This window comes from Myroides sp. A21 (assembly GCF_000807225.1).
GTDB lineage: Bacteria > Bacteroidota > Bacteroidia > Flavobacteriales > Flavobacteriaceae > Flavobacterium > Flavobacterium odoratimimum.
In genome coordinates, this window is sequence record NZ_CP010327.1 from 1,577,966 (window position 1) to 1,597,830 (window position 19,865).

At 36.6% G+C, this 19,865-nt stretch carries 14 protein-coding genes; 4 read left to right on the forward strand and 10 right to left on the reverse strand.

The window, feature by feature from the left end:
* Nucleotides 1-112: 112 nt before the first annotated feature.
* The 10 genes from thrA to MYRA21_RS07305 form a co-directional block, all read right to left on the reverse strand.
* Nucleotides 113-2,515, reverse strand: a complete 2,403-nt coding sequence (thrA, locus tag MYRA21_RS07260; protein ID WP_006257606.1) for a bifunctional aspartate kinase/homoserine dehydrogenase I — start codon at nt 2,513-2,515, stop codon at nt 113-115.
* A gap of 12 nt (nt 2,516-2,527) precedes the next feature.
* Entirely contained in the window at nt 2,528-3,493 is a 966-nt protein-coding gene (locus tag MYRA21_RS19305; RefSeq protein WP_006257605.1) for an alpha/beta fold hydrolase, read from the reverse strand.
* 16 nt (nt 3,494-3,509) lie between these two features.
* Nucleotides 3,510-4,649: a PLP-dependent aspartate aminotransferase family protein gene (locus tag MYRA21_RS07270; protein ID WP_006257604.1), complete on the reverse strand. Its 1,140-nt coding sequence runs from the start codon at nt 4,647-4,649 to the stop codon at nt 3,510-3,512.
* A 1-nt stretch (nt 4,650) separates the two neighbouring features.
* Nucleotides 4,651-5,925, reverse strand: coding sequence for an O-acetylhomoserine aminocarboxypropyltransferase/cysteine synthase family protein (locus MYRA21_RS07275; protein ID WP_006257602.1), 1,275 nt, complete (start codon nt 5,923-5,925; stop codon nt 4,651-4,653).
* A gap of 475 nt (nt 5,926-6,400) precedes the next feature.
* Nucleotides 6,401-7,108: a tRNA1(Val) (adenine(37)-N6)-methyltransferase gene (locus tag MYRA21_RS07280; protein WP_006257601.1), complete on the reverse strand. Its 708-nt coding sequence runs from the start codon at nt 7,106-7,108 to the stop codon at nt 6,401-6,403.
* 92 nt (nt 7,109-7,200) lie between these two features.
* Nucleotides 7,201-7,956 carry a GLPGLI family protein gene (locus MYRA21_RS07285; protein WP_006257600.1) on the reverse strand — a complete coding sequence of 252 codons (756 nt, stop codon included), beginning with the start codon at nt 7,954-7,956 and terminating at the stop codon, nt 7,201-7,203.
* Nucleotides 7,957-8,237: 281 nt separating this feature from the next.
* A complete protein-coding gene (locus tag MYRA21_RS07290) occupies nt 8,238-8,768 on the reverse strand; it encodes an adenylate kinase (RefSeq protein WP_036474374.1) in 531 nt (176 codons plus the stop codon).
* 53 nt (nt 8,769-8,821) lie between these two features.
* A complete protein-coding gene (locus MYRA21_RS07295) occupies nt 8,822-9,961 on the reverse strand; it encodes a PD-(D/E)XK nuclease family protein (RefSeq protein ID WP_006257598.1) in 1,140 nt (379 codons plus the stop codon).
* Between the two features lie 101 nt (nt 9,962-10,062).
* Nucleotides 10,063-10,593: a ribosome maturation factor RimM gene (gene rimM / locus MYRA21_RS07300; RefSeq protein WP_006257597.1), complete on the reverse strand. Its 531-nt coding sequence runs from the start codon at nt 10,591-10,593 to the stop codon at nt 10,063-10,065.
* A 12-nt stretch (nt 10,594-10,605) separates the two neighbouring features.
* Nucleotides 10,606-11,133, reverse strand: a complete 528-nt coding sequence (locus tag MYRA21_RS07305; RefSeq protein WP_006257596.1) for a 30S ribosomal protein S16 — start codon at nt 11,131-11,133, stop codon at nt 10,606-10,608.
* Nucleotides 11,134-11,551: 418 nt separating this feature from the next.
* Here MYRA21_RS07305 and MYRA21_RS07310 point away from each other — a divergent pair, with 418 nt between their 5' ends.
* From MYRA21_RS07310 to dnaE, 4 genes are all read left to right on the forward strand, one after another.
* Nucleotides 11,552-12,193, forward strand: a complete 642-nt coding sequence (locus MYRA21_RS07310; RefSeq protein WP_006257595.1) for a toxin-antitoxin system YwqK family antitoxin — start codon at nt 11,552-11,554, stop codon at nt 12,191-12,193.
* Nucleotides 12,194-12,360: 167 nt separating this feature from the next.
* Entirely contained in the window at nt 12,361-14,295 is a 1,935-nt protein-coding gene (locus MYRA21_RS07315) for a hypothetical protein (RefSeq protein ID WP_006257594.1), read from the forward strand.
* Nucleotides 14,296-14,430: 135 nt separating this feature from the next.
* Entirely contained in the window at nt 14,431-15,036 is a 606-nt protein-coding gene (locus tag MYRA21_RS07320; protein WP_006257593.1) for a hypothetical protein, read from the forward strand.
* 269 nt (nt 15,037-15,305) lie between these two features.
* A complete protein-coding gene (gene dnaE / locus MYRA21_RS07325) occupies nt 15,306-19,832 on the forward strand; it encodes a DNA polymerase III subunit alpha (RefSeq protein WP_039328781.1) in 4,527 nt (1,508 codons plus the stop codon).
* Nucleotides 19,833-19,865: the final 33 nt, after the last annotated feature.

Sequence of the window (19,865 nt, forward strand, 5' to 3'; positions counted from 1 at the left end):
TGATGAACCTTGGGTGACACGGATGGTAATCCGTCTCTACATTGATATACTATGTATACACAATGCCGAAGGCAAAGAACTGTTTACTGTCAACTGTTCATCGTTAACCAATTTATTTATCAGCTAATCTTAAGATATCTCCAAACACTCCGCGTGCTGTAACAGATGCTCCAGCTCCAGCTCCTTGGATAATGATAGGGTTGTCTCCGTAGCTCTCTGTGTATATCTCGAATATACTGTCTGAACCTTTTAACTGTCCTAATGCTGAGCTAGTAGGTACTTCGATTAGCTTCGTTTCTAATACTCCTTTGTCTTCTTGTAAGTCACCTGATAGTTCTCCAACATAGCGAAGTACTGTATCTGGTGCTAAGCCTTGTTTTATCTTATCGAAATAAGGGTTTAGCTTCTCTAAACTGTTTAAGAACGTTGGTGTATCCACAGCTTGTAAGTCTGTTGGAATTAAGTTTTGGATATTAATCTCTTCGAACTCATTCTGTAGGTCTAACTCACGAGCTAGTATTAATAACTTACGTCCAACATCATTACCTGATAAGTCTTCACGAGGATCTGGCTCTGTATATCCTTTCTCTATCGCTTCTTTCAGCACTTCACTGAATGGTCTGTCTTGGATAGAGTAGTTGTTGAAGATGTAGCTTAGACTTCCTGAGAACACTCCTTTTATCTTTGTGATATTTTCTCCTGATAAGTGAAGTAGTTTAATCGTATCAATCAATGGTAAACCTGCACCTACGTTTGTTTCGTATAGATATTCTTTGTGGTTTGCCTTTAATGTTTGACGAAGCTCTTTGTAGAAGCTATAAGAGATGGTGTTTGCTATCTTATTCGATGAGATAAGGTCAAAACCATTCTCTACTAATGGAATATAATTCTTGATAAACTCACCTGAAGCTGTATTATCTATCGCTATTAAGTTCTCTAAGTGATTAGCATTCGCATAGTCGATTACTTCTTGAATAGTATAAGCAACACTTTTTTCTTTTAGATCTTCTCTCCAGTTACAGTTAATACCTCCATCGTTTAGCAATACTTTTTTAGAGTTACCAATGGCGAAGATGTTAAGAGCTATATTCTTTTTGCCTTCTATAGATTGAGCCGAGTGTAAGATCTGGTCTATTAAAGTTCCTCCTACTAATCCGTGTCCGAATACAGCGATGTTTATCTTCTTCGCGATACCGAATATCTGTCCATGGATGACATTTAATGCTTTCTTCGCTTCTTCCTTACGGACAACTAAACTTACGTTCTTTCCTGTTACTGTATTGTTGAATAGAATAGGAACGATCTTATTCTTTACTAATGCAGCATAAGGCTTGTCAAATGTGCTTAGGTTCTGACCGATGATAGAGATCACTGCTATATCTCGAATGATAGAGATACTATTCACATCACGAGTATAGAAATCATTAGAGAATTCTCTATTTAGTGCTTCTGCTGCTTTATCAGCATCTTTCTCTTCTACGATAAAACCTAATCCACGTTCTGAAGAACCTTGAGAGATAACACCTACGCTAATTCCTTCATTCGCTAATGCTGTAAATACACGTGCATCAACTCCTACGATACCTAATAACCCGCGTCCTTCAAACTGTATTAAAGCAACATTAGACTGTACAGAAAGAGACTTGATTCCTTTAGCAGTAGTCTTGTTAGAGATTAATGTTCCTTTGTTATCTGGGTTTAATGTATTCAAGATACGCAGAGGAATATTGTTTTCTACTAGAGGTAATATCGTTTTAGCATGTAAGATAGAAGCTCCGAAGTTGGCTAACTCATTTGCTTCATCGAAGTGAAGTTCTTCTATCTTCTGAGCGTTCTTTACCCAATCTGGATTAGCAGTATAGATACCGTCTACGTGAGTATAGTTTTGCAATTCATCTGCTTGGATAAAATTAGCTAATAGAGCTGCTGAGTAGTTACTACCATTGCGACCTAGTGTAGTTGTTTCTCCTTTTTCAGTTGCACCGATAAACCCTGTTACTACTGCAATAGTCCCTTTGTCTAAGGTAGCAAAGTAAGCCTGAGTCTTCTTTTTCGATACTTCATCTAATGCTTGTGCACTACCGAAGTTGTTATCTGTGATAAAGAATTGACGGCTATCTACAGCAATGGCTTTTATCCCTTTGGCATTTAACTGAGCAGCTAATATCTTACTTGATATTAATTCTCCTTGTGCTAATACTTGGTCTTTAATTTTTAACCCGTAGTCTTCAATTAAAGAAACTCCTTCGTATAATTTGCTCAATACTTCTATTTCTGTATGTATATCTGCTTCATTGTGATATGCTCTGTTTTTGAATGCTTCAAAAGCAGTTGTATAATCTTGTTTAGTCTTTGCTAAGTCTAATATATTCTCTAAGGTATCTGTTGTATCTCCGATAGCAGAAACTACTATGGTAATAGGCCCTTCGTTTACCTTTTTCTTAATGATATTGATTACGTTGTCAAAAGCTTGCCCTGATGCAAGAGACTTTCCTCCAAACTTTACTATTTTCATGATGTGCTGATTTTAGAATAATGGTTTTAATAAATTGTTTAATTGTTCGTATTCAATTAAGAAGGCATCGTGGCCGTGTATTGATTGAATCTCTTGGTATGTAATGTGTTTGCAACAGTCCTTTAATAAAGCGACTGTCTGTTCTTGTTCTTTGTTTGTGAACATATAATCTGTATCTACTGCTATACAGTGTATTTGTGCACTTGTTAGTTGAGCAAAAGCCTTTAGACTGTTTTGTGTCTGTTCTTGACCTATTGTTTTGAGCAGGTGATTCATTAGCTTGTAAGCTTGTAGTTTAAATCTACCTTCTAAAGTCTGTCCGTGATATTTAAGCCAACTTTCTATCGCATATTGGTTTTCACTTTCTTTATACCCATTGGCGAACTTCTGCTGGAGCGATGCAGGAGTGCGGTAGAGTAGCATAGCATGCATACGAGCGTCTTCTATCGGCTTTGATGAGTTGTTCAGTATGCTGTCTTGTACTAAGGCATTACCTATTAACCAATCTGATGCTTTACAACTTGTCGCGATAGGGATTAAATGATCTACTGCCGTAGGTCTTATAAAAGCTAACTCCCATGCGATACTTCCTCCTAAGCTTCCTCCGATGATCGCGTAAAGGTGACTTACGTGTAATCGGTCTAAGGCTTTCCAAAATACTTCAGCGATAACTTTAGTCGTTAGTGCTTTATAATCTTGGATGAGGTGTGCTTCTTGTTGGTTAAAACCATTGCCGGGGATATCAAAAGCGATAACTGTGTATTTGTTGAGATCGATTACTTTGTCATAACCCACTAAACTATTCCACCAGCCGTTGTCTCCAGCTACTTGACTATTTCCTGTCAAAGCATGGTTAACCAATACGATAGGAGCACTGTGTAAAGGTTGTCCCACCACCTGATAGGTGAAGTGAAAAGTATGTGTACTTCCGTTTGGTAGTGTGTGATTAGTGATTGTTATTTCTTGTAAGCGACTCATGGTATTCTATTGTTATTTATTGTGCTAATGCTTGTTTGATATCTTCTATTAAATCTTCTGTTTCTTCTAATCCTATAGATAGTCGTATTAGACTTTCTGTTATCCCAGCTTGTATTTTAGTCTCTTTAGGTACGGAGCCATGAGACATCTCAAAGGGATAATTGCTCAAGCTCTTTATACCTCCTAAACCTTCTGTTAGGGTAAAGAGCTTTAAATTCTGTATGACTTGTAAGGCAGCTTCTCTTGTATTCTCTTTTAGATCAAAGCTGATGACTCCCCCGAAATACTTTTGTTGCTTCTTAGCAAGTTCATGCCCTTCATGACTTTTTAATCCTGGATAATATATCTTGTCTATCTTCGGATGCGTGCTGAGGTATTCTGCAATCTGGACAGCATTCTCAGAGTAACCTTTATATCTCAACAAGAGTGTTTCAATACCCCTGATGGTTAAGAAGCTATCGAAGGGACTTAGTATAGCTCCTGTTGAGTTTTGGTGGAACTTAATGACCTTTCCGATTTCTTCTGTTTTGGTTATTACTAATCCTGCTACTACATCAGAATGCCCTGCTATATACTTTGTAGCACTGTGTACCACGATATCAGCTCCTAAGTCTAACGGCTTTTGCGCTATCGGGGTAGCGAAGGTGTTATCTACGCATACCCATACGTTATGTTGCTTAGCGATACTCGTGATAGCTTGTATATCTGATATACGCAGTGTAGGGTTAGTAGGACTTTCTATCCATATCAATTTTGTTTTGTCATTGATTGCTTTCTCTACATTAGCGGCTACTGTTGTATCTACATAATGAGTCTTGATCCCAAACTTTGCATACACCTCATTCAATAACCTATAGGTGCCACCGTATATATTAGCTACTGCGATTACTTCATCTCCTTGACTCAGTGTTTTAAATACAGCATCTATTGCGGCAAGTCCACTTCCAAAAGCAAAACCCTTTGCACCGTTCTCTAAAGAAGCAACTAATTCTTCAAGGGCTTGACGAGTAGGATTATTGGTACGTGTGTAGTCAAATCCTTTGTTTACTCCTGGTGCTTCTTGAGCGAATGTCGTAGTCTGATAGATCGGTACGGCGATGGCTCCTGTGTGTGGGTCTATCGGAATATGTTTTAGTATATCTGTTTGGGTACTCATCTTATAATGTTTTAAATACGTTAGCTAAATCAGCTTTTAAATCTTCAATGTTTTCTATTCCTACTGACAGTCTGATTAAGTCAGGTGCTACCCCAGTTGCTTTCTGTTCAGCCACACTTAATTGTTGATGTGTAGTAGAAGCAGGGTGGATGATTAAGGACTTAGTATCTCCGATATTGGCAAGTAGTGAGAATAGTTTTGTCTCGTTCGCTACTGTCTTCGCTGCTTCAAATCCTTTTTTCAATCCGAATGTTACCACTCCACTTTGTCCTTTAGGCAAGTACTCTTTTGCTAAGTCGTGGTAAGGGCTTGACTTCAGACCAGGATAGTTTACCCATGCTACAGCATCTTGTTTCTCTAACCACTCTGCTAATGCAAGAGCATTCTCACTGTGCTTTTGGATACGGATAGGCAATGTTTCTAATCCTTGGATGATTTGGAAAGCATTGAATGGGCTAAGTGCTGCACCTAAATCTCTTAACCCTTCTACTCTGATTTTGGCAATGAAAGCGGCATTACCTAACGCTTGGTGATATATTAGTCCGTGGTATCCTGGAGAAGGTTCTGTGAACTCTGGGAATCTACCACTTGACCAATCAAATGTCCCTGCATCGATAATCGCTCCACCTAGAGAAGTACCATTACCTGTGATATACTTAGTCAGCGAGTGTACTACGATATTAGCTCCATATTCGATCGGATTAAGTAGAGCAGGGGAAGCAACAGTGTTATCTACGATGAAAGGTATTTTAAACTCCTGTGCAATCTTAGCTACTGCTTTTAGGTTAATGATGTCTAACTTAGGATTACCTAAACTCTCTACGAATATTGCTTTTGTGTTCTCTTGAATATTTGTTCTGAAGTTCTCTACATCAGATGGATCTACGAAAGTGGTGTTGATACCGAATCTTGGAAGAGTAACATTAAATAAGTTATAAGTCCCTCCGTATAAGCTATTAGATGATACGATGTGGTCTCCTGCTTTTAATAATGTTAAGAACGTTGTAGAGATAGCAGATGCTCCTGATGCTGTTACTACTGCTCCGATACCTCCCTCAAGTGCAGCTAGGCGTTGTTCTAAGATATCGTTAGTAGGGTTGTTTAATCTTGTATAGATGTACGCTGGGATAGACAGGTTAAAAGCTCCTGCCGCATGATCAGCATTTTCGAATACATACGATGATGTCTGATAGATAGGCACAGCTCTTGTTCCTGCTGTAGATTGTACATTGTGTCCTGCGTGTAATGCTTGTGTTGAAAAATTTAGATTGCTCATGGTTATATTTTTTTAATGTTTTAGTTACTTTTTTTGTTTTCTCAATACTTAACCCTGCTGAGTAAAGGGCATAAAAAAAGTCCTTTCGGCATTGCCAAAAGGACTTCAAGTATTTTAATCTCTTTGTTTAGATTATAACTAACTCGTTGACTTTAGGCAATAGGGCGTCGTGAACATCATCATGTTCATCATCATCATTGCCATCATCATTGTGTTAGTATTGAAAATCATGGTATTTATATTTATCTAATTATATACTGTTTGGTTTGGTGTAAAAAAAAAGCCCTCGCTATTGCAAGGGCTTTATATATGTTATTTAGAATTTAAGTTTATGCAAATAACAAGCCCCGCGGATTTCTCCACATCATCATTGTCATCATCATTGTATAAACTGTATTCATTTTTTCTTCTTTGTTTTCGTTGGTACAAATATCATTAATTTATTTTGGAATAAACAAAATAAAAGTAACTTTTTTTATAATTTTAAATAAAAATCTCTCACAAGTGTCTCAAATGCTGGGGTGTACTGATGTCTCTCTACTTCGATAGTTAGCTCATCTAAGGGGATTTTCTCCACTAATTGACGTGAAAAAGCAATTAAGCTACGTTTAATTTCAGCTTGTTCGTTCCCTCGAACGCGAGTTACCTTGAATGGATAGATACCAAACTCGGCTGCTAATCGCATCAGTGTCTCTTCTTCTTTGGCTGGAATAATTACACTAAACACTCCTTTCTCAGACAAGAAATATTCTACCGCCTCAATTAATAAATCAAAAGGCATCGCATCCTGAAAACGAGCAGTATCTCTCTGCTTATCATTCGTGTGATAATCTTCACTATAGAAGGGAGGATTAGAGATAATTAGATCATATTCTTCTTCCATCTCATTAGCGAAGGTCTCTAAATCGGCATGGTAACAGAATAGTCTATCACCCCAAGGGCTGTTCTCAAAGTTCTCTACAGCTTGCTCATGTGCGTTTTCGTCTATTTCTACTCCATCTATCTGCTCTGCACCTGTGCGCTGCGCCATCATTAAGGCTAATAGTCCTGTGCCTGATCCTATGTCTAACACATTGTAAGGATTATTGTCTATCGGTGTCCATGCTCCTAATAGTACTCCATCCGTACCTACCTTCATCGCACATTTATCCTGCTGTATCGTAAACTGTTTAAATTGAAACATCTTGCTTAGTCTTTTTGCAAAAGTACAAAAAGGAGGTTTAGCGACCTAATGTATAGCTGTACAGAAGTGTAAGTGAGAATAAAAGACTTAAGTTAAAAATCACGTTCAATTGGGTTCTCACTATCACCTACTTTTCTATTGAAATATTCAGCAGTAACTTTGTCCAGAACAGTACCTTTTTCTTCTAATAGTTGAGCATACGTTTTACTAGCCGCTACTTTGCGTGCTTTATTCGTTTGGTCTTTAGAATATTTTGCATACTTATCATCAGCGACAATATCCCATGAAGTAGATACTTTCTGACTGTCAAGTAGTTCAAAAACAAAGTGATTCTCACTATCCCAAGCCTTCACTACGAAGCCAGGTAGATTAATGAATTTATAAGGGCCGCTCTGTACAGGTATATCTTGGGTGAATAGTACTGTCCATGCTCTACCACCATAAGTAGCAGTTGCTTCTTGTACCTTATAGTTATTCCAGTCTTTAACCTCTGGAAGTATAGTCCACTTTATACTATTCTTATCTTCTTCATAATAGCTAAGGTCTAACCCTATCTTATCATAGAACGAAGTAGTAGTTCCATCAGCATATACAGTCCATTTAAAGGTTCCTTGATTCCCCTTCTCAGGGTTGTCTGTTTTTTGAGAGGTTATAAAACTATAGTTCATCAGATCTGTAAATCTAGATTCTTTATCTTTTATATCAAGTATAGCATTACCATCACGGACAAGCTTCTTAGACCCATTGGCAATACTCGTTTTATAACTGTATCTCATCACTTCTACTTCAGAGGTATTCTGAGCAAAAGAAGAGGTCATAATCAATAATAAGAATAGATACTTTTTCATAATTGTGGTTTTTATGAATCTAATATAATTCTTTTATTTAACTTATCTACAGATTATTAATTATGTTTTGAGGTCTTTTATTTGTGCTGTTGATAAAAAATTAGAATATATTTTTTAAACTAATTAAGCGTAATTTATAGTTAAGGAACAACCCAAAGGGGAGGTAGAGGCTTGAAAGAACCTTGGAAAGAATAAAGAGATGATGTGAAAAGTAAGATATAGGTATTGTAAAGGGTATAAATGAATTTTAAATCAATTTAATAACTATCAGAATAGACTATTTACAATCCCCACACTCTATACCACTTCATTAGTTCTTTAAAACTTCTGATATGGATGAAGGTAGCAGAGCTATTGTTAATCAGATCTACATACTTAGGGCTTTTTTTAGGAGCTTCGAATAAGATATACTTGACCATTTTCATACTGAATTGACTCTTGGCACCATCTAAGTTGCCAGGGCGAGTATCTCTATGCGTGATACTGCGCTTTATATATCTATACAGTGCTCCGATAGGAGAGAAGTCTAACCAGATAATACAGGTAGCCTCTTTAAATCGCTCAGGCATTAAGAAGCTATAGTTGCCTTCTATCACCCAGTCTGTATGATCCGTTAAGAATGCCTGATGATCAGCTGTCATAAGCGCTTTGTCACGAGGTGTCCAGTCTGTATTAGGGATATGTGCTATCTGATCTAAATGCAGGATATTTAGATTCAGTTTCTTCCCTAAAGCTTGTGCTAGAGTAGACTTGCCAGAGGAGCTAAGTCCAATGATGCAGATGCGATTACCTAAGTCATGTAGTGCTACCATAATCGACAAATATAAAAACAAAAAACCTCGAAACAAGTGCTGCGGGGTATGCATTATATTTCTATATCCCCTATTGCTCTAAGAAGTGTTAATATTTTAATCTTACAGTCTTCTACAAAAGTAGTAGATTCTATAATGTTTGTTTGCCAATTTTCTAGAGTAAGATTTTCGTTATAAGCATAAAAAGGCCACCATTCACTAGTTTTACGGTTTGTTACATTAGACTCTTCTAATTTTTTATGTATTATAGCTCTGTTTTCTATTGACATTAAATGTGTTTTTGGGTTATTAACAATTCCATAATGATATTTTTTACTTTCAAATGTAAAACCAATCCAAAATTTGCCTTTCCATTCTGTATTTGTAAAATAGAATCGCATATACTCTTCTTTGCTTTCTTCATAAACATACTCCAATCCATTTTCTTTAGCAAATTCTTCCATTAATGGGTTTACGTATTTTTCAGCCAAATAATCAAAAGTTGCGACATAGTTTTGAGCTATAGCTTGCGCAGCTTTAAGATTCTCTATTTTTGATAGTACTGCTACTATTTCTTCTTTATTTTTGGAATCCATATCTTGTCCTGTTAGTTGTTTTAAGTGATTTATGTATTGAATAATAGTCTCTCTTACTATTGGGAAACGAGATGCAATAGTTACACACTGTTCTAACCAATCTATGATTTCTTTACCATGAGCGATAGGAAGATAGGTTACTCCTGCACTACTTTGTTCAGAAGCATCTTCACCATAGAGACTAAGGTAAAGTATTTGGTAATTTTGTTTAGTGTCTTTTGCATAAGTGTCATATCTGATTAATTGTCTATCTTGATCTTCTGCATATATCTTATTCTCTATTATTATTGCATTATTATTGTCATCTTCAATAAATATATCAATACGTCCTTGGGGTGTAGAGTATTCTCTATGTACTTTAGCTGTCTCAGAATTGAAATTAGGAATACTAAAGTAAGGATCTAATGATTGAATGAAGGCATCTAATAGTTTGTGTTTTAGTCCATGACTTCCTTTTGGATTCAAAAGTTCTGCTATGATTGCAGAGTGTGTATTTTCGTAGTGATTGACACCGCAAATGGCAAACATATTAAACAGCCCACCTGTAGTGGCTAAAGTCTCTGTATTTTTCCTATCAATAATACTTATTTGACTAAGTAGATTCTTTATTTGTACCATTGTATTTAGTTTAAATGGATAGTAAAGCTACGAAATTCTGGAAGTATTATAAAAACAAAAAACCTCGAAACAAGTGTCTCGAGGTTGTATTGTATGATGTATTATCTACCTAAATAAATATCTAATAACCCAACAGGTACATTAAGATATAACTTCTTATTCTCACGATCTACTTTATGGATAAGTTCATCTATCATCGGAACTAATATTTCGGTTCCGTTAAAGTCTATCTCGAATAGAGGTTGATAATTACTATCGTTTACTCTTTTTAGTTGACCTATTTCACCTTCGTTAGTATCTATTACATCGAAACCAGTGATTTCGTGGTAGTAGAATTTGTTTCCTTCTAGTTTAGGAAGCATCGTCAGTGGTAGGTATATCTCTGATCCGACTAATCGGTCAGCATCTTCTTCAGAGTTAGACTCCTCGAATTTAACTCTTAAAAAATCGCTTTTATGTAATGAAGCTTGTTCCATAAAAAAAGGAACCAGTTGTCCGTCGAAGTCGACGAACACTGATTCCAAGTTTTCGTATAACTCAGGTTCATCGGTGTCTAAATAAATAAGCACCTCCCCTTTAAAGCTAAATTTCTTTGCGATTTTGCCTAAATAGAAACAATCCTTTTTACGCATATCGCTAGTAAATTATGCTTGAGTTTCTTCGTTGCTTTCTTCAGTTGCTTCAGCAGTTTCTTCTGCAGGAGCAGCTTGTGCTTCAGCAGCTTTAGCTTGAGCAGCAGCAGCACGCTTAGCGTTTACTTCTTTCTCAGCAGCTAATCTAGCAGCTTTGTCAGCAGCTTTAGAAGAAGATAATCCTTCTTTCTTAGCGTTGATTTTAGCAGCTTTTTCTTCTAACCAAGCAGCGAATTTCGCGTCAGCTTGCTCTTGAGTTAAAGCTCCTTTTTTAACTCCACCTTGTAAGTGGTGTTTTAACATTGCTCCTTTGTAAGAAAGTAATGTTCTAGCAGTATCTGTAGGTTGAGCACCGTTGAATAACCATTTAACAGCAGCATCAACATCTAATTCTACAGTTGCAGGGTTAGTATTAGGATTGTAAGTTCCGATTTTCTCTAAGAATTTACCATCTCTTTTAGCGCGTGCATCAGCAGCTACTACCCAGTAAAAAGGTTTTCCTTTTTTACCGTGTCTTTGTAATCTAATTTTTACAGACATAATTAATTTAATTAGTTGAGGTACCCGACCTCGGTTCAAAATTGAGGTGCAAAGATAATATTTATTTTGAAGTGATTCGTTAATATATTGATTTTTTTTATTTTCTATCTATCTGACACACTGTGTGTTCTATGACGTAATTAAATCAATTCTCTTCTACTATTCTAAACTGAGCTAGTCTGTAGATCATTCGGGTAGAGAATTAGAACGCTTCGGTAAACCTTTCTTTACCCTAAGTAAATACTGGTTATTTCCGAATGGTATCCTAAGGAATTAGTATAGAATTATCCTTGTTGTTTGATGGTGAGGTGGTTAGGGTAGGAGTGTGTCTTCATTATTGTGCAAAAAGGGCAAAATAGATCAAATAGATTAAAAGAGGGAATATATTGATATTATACTTATTTTTAATTAAAAAAGTATGAAAAGAATATTTAGTTTGTTATTACTGAGCTTATTTTTAATTAGTTGTAGCCGAGAGGTGTATAATAGTGAGTTAGTAACATCTGGAGGCTGGTATTACTGCCAAAATGAAAATAAGCCTTATACTGGTACTGGGATAGAGTATGATGAGAAAATGACTATTCGAAAGAGGTATAATTATAAGAATGGGGGATTAGAAGGAATTACTTATTACTATTACCCAGATGGTAAAGTAGAAGAGGAAGTAATGTTTAAGAATAATGTTAAACATGTGGTGTCTAGGTCATATTTTAATAGTGGTAGACTGTCTTCTGAAACTGCCTATGTTAATGGTAAACCTAATGGTGTATCGCGTAGTTATTATCATCTCAACGGAGAGCTATCTCATGAAGGGTACGTTGTTTCAGGGTTATTAGATGGTGCACAAAAAACATATTTCGAGGATGGTAATATTAAAAGCATTGAAATTTATAAAGCAGGAATACGCGATGGTTCTTTTATGATATATTTTTCGAATGGTAATGTTAAGGTAAAAGGTTATTTTAAAGACGGAATGGTGGATGGGGAATTTAAAGAATATGACGAGAAAGGTAAGGTAGTTGCTACTCGTATCTTTAAATCTGGAGTAGAGATTAAATAAGGCGTGTCAGTTCTGAAGCTAAAGAACTTTGCTAAGGACTAGTTGAGATAGAAAGAAGATCTTGGTATACTTTGTTTTTAGGAAGTAATTGGTTAATAGTGTGTTTAGTATTTGTATTTTTTTAAAATATGTTAAAAATATTTATATTTGTTGAAAAATATATTAATATGAAAATTTTTAGATTGATTTTTATTGCTTTTTTGTTAATTGTTTCTTCATGTTCTAAAAGTGATGATGGGGGGAATATTGATAATGAAGGACCTGTACTAATAGAAGAGGTTGTTTTTATGACTCCAAACCGAACTATTTTACCACAAGAAAGATATAATATGACTCAAGATTTGAAGTTAAAAAATGTGTCTAGTAAAGATATAATATTTACTGTTGAGGATCCTACTATAGCAAAGTTTGAAGAGAACAGTATTTTAGTTGGGCTTAAGAGTGGTGAAACTACTATTAAGGCACAGTCTAAGAATTCTAAAGCTTTAGCAACTATGAAAATTGTAGTTGATAAACAGAAGGTTTTATTTACAAAGAATGATGTGGTACTGGATTTAGAGGAGAAGTTGGATTTAAAAGAATTAATAGAGTTAACTAACGTTAAGTTGGAAAATATTGTATTCAGTGTTCAGGATGAAGATAAAGGAAAGATAGAAGGTACTATTCTGACAGCATTAAAAGAAGGTGATTTTATAGTGAAAGCTACTATAAAGAATACTGATAATACAGCAGTTTTAAGAGTCAAAAGTATTGAGAGGAAAATTGTATTTAAGAAGGAGTTAGTTGATATTGCTTTAGGTACCTCAATTGATCTTAATGAGATAATGACTTTTAAAAATATTAGTAAGGATAGTATTAACTGGATAAAGGAATTTGGTGATTATGTTGTTATAGATAATATGCAATTGACAGGAAGAAGTATTGGTAAAACTACTATTACAGCGCAGTCATTAGATAAAAAGATAGCAGCTAGTTTAAAAATAAATGTTATAAAAAGAACATTTAAATTTATGAGAGAATCTGTTAAAATAGATGGAGGAGAGTCATTTGATTTAAATGAGTTGTTACTTGTTGAAGATTTTGAAGCGGATAAATTAGTATGGGAAAGTTCTAGTAAAGATTTGCAAGTTAAAAATGGTATTGTAAATGGAGATGGATTTGTTTCCAAAGAGGGTGATTATACTGTAACTGTTAAAACGGTAGCTAGTCCTATTTTGAAAACCACTATAAAAGTACAAGTTTTAAAGACAGGGGTTCTTAAATTTTCTATTAATGAAAATCCTGTTGTAATAGCGAAAAAATCATCTAAAATGTTTAATTGTATTGTAGAGCCTGCTAATGCAAGTCCTTTGTCACTAGAGTTTGTTTCAAAAAATAAAACGACAAAGGTTGAATTTTTGGGTATATATGGGAATAGAATTAAAATCTTTAATTATGATTATATAGATGATGTAATTACTGTTTATGCTCCAAAAAGTGACGGAAGTAAAAAGAAAGTAGGTGAAATATTGGTCAAAGCTCCAAATGAATTAGATTTTAGCACAAGGACTAGTTTTTATGACTTAGGTTTTCCTACAGATTTATCTCCTTCTGAATTTGATATGTCATCTTTAGCTGTACATCCAACTGGCGCGACTGCTGATTGTGTTTGGAGATCAGATAATCCTAATATACGAATTACTCCTAATGGAGTTGTAACTAAACCTTCAGTACATACAACAGGAACATTGACCGTTACACATCCTTTTTATACAAATTTTGAAAAGAAAATTACTGTTAAATCGGGTTTATATGAAGAGTTCTATAAGGTAACTTTAGAGAGAAAGTCTATGGGAGAAGAGCAACTTACTTTAAAAATTCAATTTAGTAATAATACTCCTAATCACTATTATATAAATGATTATGTATTTCGTGATTCACAAGGAAAGAAGATAAGTGTTTATTGGCCTAGTGATAAATCAAGAGATTATAATTTACAAGAGTTTAAACAGTTTAGTATAGAACCAGTATTATATACTAAAGAAGTAGATTATGTGGATTTGAAATACTTTACTAATGAGGAAAAAACAGAAAGTAAGACTATTCGTTTTAATTTGAAATAAAGTGTAGTTTAAAAATAGTTCAAAAATAGTTCAAAAATAGTTCAAAAGTTAATATTATATTAAAATAAAGCTTTTTTGTGTGGTTAAAATACTATATTTTTGTATTTGCTGTTATTAAAGAAGATAGTTAAAAATATGAAAAAGGTTATAGGGATAGTTTTGATGGTATTAGGGTTAGGATTCATCGCATGTGAGAATGAGACGAAGACTGCTGATCCGAGTATTATTGCGATGGTTAATAATGAAGAATTTACAACTGGAGTGAAATTCGAAACATGGAGACCTCAGTATACTGACTTAAGAGTGGCTAATGAGAATATACTGTATCTAAAGGCAGAAACTGATACAACGATGTTTACCTTAAGAGTTCCTTATGCTTTCTCAGACGTACCTGAAGAAAGAACATTCGCTTTTGGGGATGTAGTGCCAGTAGATGTGTCTGACCTAAAGACAGCTTTCGCACAGTATATCGTTTATGATAAAGTAACTAAGGTACCTATCGCTATCTATAAAACAGCGAATAATATCACTAATACTGGTGAATTTACGTTTGCGGATAAGGATAGTCAAGTGCCTGGAATGGTCACTGCAGAGTTCTTTGCGAATATGAAGAAAGATACTATGCCAGGGTTTTATAAATTAACTACGAAACAGAAAGAGTACTATAAGAATACACTTAGGGATATGAAGTCTTTCCAAGATGGCGTGGTGTATAAAATGCCTGTGAGCGTAGGGAAATAATTACGAATTAGGAATTACGAATTAGGAATTTTTGCCTTCGGCATTGTGTGATATATAAGACTACTCTTTATGAGTGGTCTTTTTTTGTTTAGAGATGTCATGGATTGCAAATCTGCGACAACTGTAAATCCATGACAATTGATAACTGATAACATATAGTAGTATACTGTTAAGGATAGTGGAAAAGGGAGTCTATGTTCTGAAAGTTTTGTAACTTTGTTTTTTACACTATTCTACCTTATTTAAGGTTAAAACTCTTATAATCAAGTATGTATTTAATTTTTGATACCGAAACTACAGGGCTTCCTAAAAGTTGGCAGGCGCCCATTACCGATACTGATAACTGGCCTCGATGTATACAGATCGCTTGGCAGTTACACGATGAGTATGGTAAGCTGATAGAGCATCAAGATTATCTGATTAAGCCAGAAGGATTTAATATTCCTTATGATGCAGAGCGCATACATGGTATCTCAACAGAATTAGCAGAGCAAGATGGTATTTCTCTAATGGAAGCATTGGAGAAGTTTAATATTGCGCTGTCTAAGACTAAGTTTATCGTCGGTCAGAATGCTGGGTTTGACGTGAATATTATGGGATGTGAGTTTTATCGTAAGGGAGTGAATAGTATTATGTCAGAGCTACCTGTACTGGATACGTGTACAGAGGTGACGGCTGAGATGCTAAAGCTACCTGGAGGTAGAGGAGGTAGATATAAGCTTCCTACATTGACAGAGCTGCATACATTCTTATTTGGTGAGAAGTTCGCTGAGGCACATAATGCTACTGCCGATGTGGAGGCGACTACTCGATGTTTCTTAGAGTTAATCAAGCACGGGACATTCTCTACGCAGGAGTTACAGCAGGATGAGGAGTATATCGTGCGTTACCGCGAGGCTAATCCTCAGCCATTTCAGCTGATTGGTCTTAAACATATTAACTTAAAGAAAGCGTCTGAAGAGATCCGCAAGCGACTGGCTAACCTTGAAGGTGGGACAGCTGAGGAAGTGTCTGATCACGAGAAAGAATTACTAGATCAGGCGAACTTTGCACACTTACACGTGCATACACAGTTCTCTATCTTACAGTCTACGATAGCGATTAATAATCTAGTGAAGAAGGCTGGTGACTTTGATATGTCTGCTGTAGCGATGACGGATCACGGTAATATGATGGGAGCATTCCACTTCGTGATGGCTGTGAATAACCATAATAAGGGGATAGAGGCTAAGAATAAAGAGCGCGCTGAGAATGGAGAGGAACCATTACAGACACTGACCCCTATCGTGGGATGTGAGTTCTTTATCTGTGAGAATCATACGGATAAGACTAAAAAAGACAATGGATATCAAGTAGTATTACTTGCTAAAAATAAAAATGGGTATCACAATCTAGCGAAGATGGCATCTATCGCTTATACAGACGGGTTCTACTATGTACCTCGTATCGATAAGCAGGTGGTAGAGCAGTATAAAGAAGATGTGATGGTACTGACGGGTAACTTATATGGTGAGGTACCTGGTAAGATATTAAACGTAGGTGAACGCCAAGCTGAAGAAGCCCTACTATGGTGGAAAGAGCAGTTCGGCGATGATCTATACGTAGAGTTGATGCGACATAATCAAGAGGATGAGAATCGCGTGAACAAGGCATTAGTAGAGCTAGCACGTAAACACGATGTGAAGTTGATAGCGACTAATAATGCTTATTATTTAGATAAAAAAGATGCGAATGCACACGACATTCTATTGTGTGTGAAGGATGGTGAGAAGCAGTCTACTCCTATCGGTAGAGGTAGAGGCTATAGATACGGTCTTCCTAATCAGGAGTACTACTTTAAGTCTGCTGAGGATATGAAGGAGCTGTTCTCAGACCTACCTGATGCCATCTATAATATACAAGAGGTAGTGGATAAGGTAGAGCCATTCGTGCTACACCGCGATGTATTACTACCTAAGTTCGATATACCAGAGGAGTTTCAAGATGCGCGAGATTTAGAAGGAGATGGAAGTGGTAAACGTGGAGAGAATAACTTCTTAAGACACCTTACTTATAAAGGGGCAGAGGCGAGATATCCTGAGGTGACAGCTGAGATTCGAGAACGACTAGACTTCGAGCTAGCGACTATCGAGAGAACCGGGTATCCTGGTTATTTCTTGATTGTACAAGATTTTATCGCAGCAGCGAGGGAGATGGGAGTATCTGTAGGTCCTGGTCGTGGTTCGGCTGCGGGTTCGGCTGTAGCGTACTGTCTAGGAATTACGAATCTAGATCCTATCGAGTATGATTTGCTTTTTGAGCGTTTCCTTAACCCTGACCGTGTATCGATGCCCGATATCGATATTGACTTCGATGATGAAGGTCGTGGTCGTGTAATGGATTATGTAATCAATAAGTATGGCTCTAATCAGGTAGCACAGATTATCACGTATGGTAAGATGGCGACTAAGTCTGCGATTAGAGATACGGCTAGGGTATTAGACTTACCGTTATTCGAGGCAGATAGAATCGCGAAGCTTATCCCAGGTATGATGCCATCTAAGTGGAATCTGAATCGATTCTTAACAGAGGATGAGAACGCTATAAAAGGAGTACTTCGATCAGAAGAATTTGATAAAGTAAAAGAATTAATAGCCTTAGCTCAAGAGGGGTCATTAGCTGCAGAAACTATACAGCAAGCTAAGATACTAGAAGGGTCAATGCGTAATACAGGTATTCATGCCTGTGGGGTAATTATTACTCCAGATGATATTACGAAGTTCGTTCCAGTAACGCTAGCTAAAGATTCTGACTTATATGTAACGCAGTTTGACAACTCGGTAGCAGAGAGTGCAGGTCTACTAAAGATGGACTTCTTAGGTTTAAAAACATTAACCCTTATTAAGGACACGATTAAGCTGGTGAAGTATCGTACAGGTATAGATATAGACCCAGATAAGATACCTATCGATGATGTGAAGACCTACGAGCTGTTCCAGAGAGGGGAGACTATCGGGGTGTTTCAGTACGAGTCTGCAGGTATGCAGAAGTATATGCGTGAGCTGAAGCCTACCGTGTTTGCCGATCTGATAGCGATGAATGCGCTGTATCGTCCAGGGCCATTAGAGTATATCCCTTCGTTTATTCGTCGTAAGAATGGGGAAGAGCCTATCGTATATGACTTAGATGCATGTGAAGAATACTTACAGGAGACGTACGGTATTACAGTATATCAAGAGCAGGTGATGCTTCTGTCGCAGAAGTTGGCTGGATTCACTAAAGGTGAGGCTGATGTACTGCGTAAGGCGATGGGTAAGAAACAGAAGGATGTACTAGATAAGATGAAGCCAAAGTTCGTAGAGCAGGCTTCTGCTAAAGGACATGATGCTACTACACTAGAGAAGATATGGAAAGACTGGGAAGCGTTTGCTTCTTATGCGTTTAACAAGTCTCACTCGACCTGCTATGCATGGATAGCGTATCAGACAGCATATCTGAAGGCGCATTATCCTGCAGAGTATATGGCGGCTGTACTGTCTAATAATATGAATGATATCAAGTCGGTTACCTTCTTCATGGAAGAGTGTAAGCGCATGGGGCTACAAGTATTAGGACCTGATGTGAATGAGTCATTCTACAAGTTTACAGTAAATGATAACTATGAGATTCGCTTCGGTATGGGAGCAATCAAGGGAGTAGGTCAAGGGGCAGTAAACACTATCGTAGAGAATAGAAAAGATGGGTTATATACTTCTGTATTTGACCTAGCGAAGAGGATAGATCTGAGATCAGCAAATAAGAAAGCGTTCGAGAACCTTGCTTTGGCAGGAGGTTTTGACTGTTTTAAAAACACACATAGAGCACAGTACTTCCACACAGACCCAAGTGATAATATCGTGTTCTTAGAGAAAGCTATACGCTATGGGGCTAAGTCTCAGGAGAACGATAATTCTTCTCAGTTTAGTCTATTTGGTGAGAGTAGTGAGGTACAAATACCTGAGCCTCTATTACCTATCTGTGAGGAATGGAGTACGATGGAGAAGTTGGCGAAGGAGAAAGAGGTAGTAGGTATCTATATCTCAGGACATCCCTTAGATGACTTTAAGTTTGAGATGAGATATTTCTGTAATGTGAAGGTAGAGGAGTTGACAGACTTGAATCCTTTCACAGGGCGTAATCTGATGTTCGGAGGAATGATTAGTGATGTACAGTTCCGTACTTCTGCTAAAGGGAAAGATTGGGCTATGTTTACCATAGAAGGTTATGACGAGAGCTTTGAGTTCAGAATGTTCAATGAGGAGTTCTTGAAGTTTAGACATTTCTTATTAAACAATACATTTGTATACATTAAGATATTAGTTAAGGATGGTTGGGTAAATAAAGATACAGGAGAGAAGAGCGAGCCTCGTATTCAGTTTGTGGAAATGAAGTTATTACATGAAGTAATCCCTACTTATGCTAAGAAACTTACTGTAGTGATGAACGTAAAAGATGTGGCTTCTAGGCAAGCGGAGTTAATCAAAGATGCTTTTAGTAGATATCAAGGGGATAGCTTTGTAAACTTCGAGGTACTAGAGGTAGAACGAATAGAGAAAGAAGCTACTCCTGTAGCAGTGCCACAGCTAAGAATGAATGAAGGAGATGAAGAGGATGGTGCTAGTGAAAGCTTTGATATGGATGAGCCTATAGCGGTGGATGTACCAGAGTTTAGAGTAGTGAATAGATTAGAGTTTACCAGTCGCAATAGTAGAGTGAATATCACAGCAGAATTACTAGAAGAACTGGAAGCCTTACAAGTAGATTTTAAATTAAACTAGTAAAAGCAATATTATTTGATAATGCTTTTATAG